General features: G+C 76.8%; 2 protein-coding genes. Both read right to left on the bottom strand.

The features are described 5' to 3' along the window. Positions 1 to 374: 374 nt before the first annotated feature. Positions 375 to 1292, bottom strand: a complete 918-nt coding sequence (locus ACFQ11_RS37680; protein ID WP_378307736.1) for a 5'-3' exonuclease — start codon at positions 1290 to 1292, stop codon at positions 375 to 377. A gap of 64 nt (positions 1293 to 1356) precedes the next feature. Then, positions 1357 to 1637, bottom strand: a 281-nt coding sequence (locus ACFQ11_RS37675; protein ID WP_378307734.1) for a SpoIIE family protein phosphatase, incomplete at its 5' end; no start/stop codon positions are given.

Genomic DNA, 1637 nt, shown 5'->3' with positions numbered 1-1637 from the left:
GCCGAGGGCGTCCCAGAAGCCGTCGCCCGCGCCGCTCGCCGCGGCGGCCGCCGCCCGGCTCACCCGAGTCCCCTCACCGGGCCCGCGCCCCGCCGCCGCGCGGCCGGGCGGACGCGTGAACCGGCACCCGCGGCAGTGGGGGGAGTGGGGCGGTGAGGCCCAAAGCCGCGGGCACCGGTCCGTTCATGCCGCCGTCGCGGCCGGACGGGGGTCACGACCGGCCTCGCGGCGATGTGCGTGCTGCCTGCATGTGCCAAGGAAAGCCCCTTACCGTTCCCGATGCTGCACCCGCGGGCACGGCCGGTCTGCGTCATCCGACACTTTCGGTGAAAGTTGTGGCCGTCCGGCGGCGCCGCGCCCGTCCCGGGCCGGGGTCAGCGCGCCAAAGCGTTCAGCAGCCGGTTCACCGGGCTCGACAGGTTCCACCGGTCCGCCAGCTCCACCAGCGCCTCCGGGTCCCGCGCGCCCGCCGGGAGGCGGTCGTCCAGCGCGGCCAGCTCCGGCGCCTCGATGTCGGTGACGACGCGGACCACCGTCTCGGCCGACGCGAGGTAGTCGCGGGCGGCGCCGATCCGCTTGCGCGCCCCCGCCGGGAAGCCCTCGTCGCCCCCGTCGAGCGCCGCGAGGATGCCCTCGACGGAGCCGAACCGGGTGACCAGCGCCGCCGCGGTCTTGTCGCCGACGCCCGGGACCCCCGGCAGCCCGTCGCTCGGGTCACCGCGGAGCGTCGCGTAGTCGGCGTAGGAGCGGCCCGGGATGCCGTACTTCTCCGCGACCTCCTTCTCGCCCATCACCTGCAGGTTCCGGACGCCCCGCGCGGTGTAGAGCACGGAGACGGGGCCGCGGTCGTCGACGAGCTGGAACAGGTCGCGGTCGCCGGTCACGATGTCGACGGGCCCGTCGGCGGCGCCCCGCACCGCGAGGGTGCCGATGACGTCGTCGGCCTCGAACCCGGGGACGCCCGCGCGGGCCAGCCCGAACGCGTCCAGCACGGCGTCGATGATCGGCAGCTGCGCGGAGAGCGGGTCGGGCGTCTGGTCGCCGCCGTCCTCGGCGACCCGGTGCGCCTTGTACGACGGCAGCGCCGCCACCCGGAACGCGGGCCGCCAGTCGGCGTCCATGCAGCAGACCAGCCGGTCGGGGGAGCGGTCCTGGACGAGCCGCGCGATCATGTCGACGAGCCCGCGCACCGCGTTCACCGGCGTCCCGTCCGGCGCCGTGACCGACTCGGGCACGCCGAAGAAGGCGCGGAAGTACAGCGACGGCGTGTCCAGCAGCATCAGCCCGCTCATGCGCACATCCTTCCACGCGGGTCCGACGGCCCGTGCCCGCATCCGTGTCCGCTCCCGTGCCCGCTCACGTCACCCGCGCGGCGAGGAGGCAGATGTCGTCGTCGGGGTTGGCGGCGCCCAGCGACCGCAGGACGTGGTCGACGACGGCGTCCGGCGGCGCGGCGTGCCGTTCCGCGGCCGCCGCGCACAGCATCGCCAGGCCGTCGGCGGGGTCCCGGCCGCGCCGCGCGACGAGGCCGTCGGTGTAGAGCAGCAGCAGGTCGCCGCGGTGCAGGCGGGCCTCGGCGCCGTCGGGCCGGGGGGCGCCGGGGACGCCGAGCGGCTCCCCGCCGGGCGACTCCAGCG

The sequence above is a fragment of the Actinomadura sediminis genome (genome assembly GCF_042675525.1).
Lineage (GTDB): Bacteria > Actinomycetota > Actinomycetes > Streptosporangiales > Streptosporangiaceae > Spirillospora > Spirillospora sediminis.
This window is presented reverse-complemented; position numbering and strand designations above follow the sequence as displayed.

Bases quoted from the DNA above. Each gene is read 5' to 3' on its own strand.
- ACFQ11_RS37680 (WP_378307736.1), bottom strand. From the start codon at position 1,292: ATGAGCGGGCTGATGCTGCTGGACACGCCGTCGCTGTACTTCCGCGCC.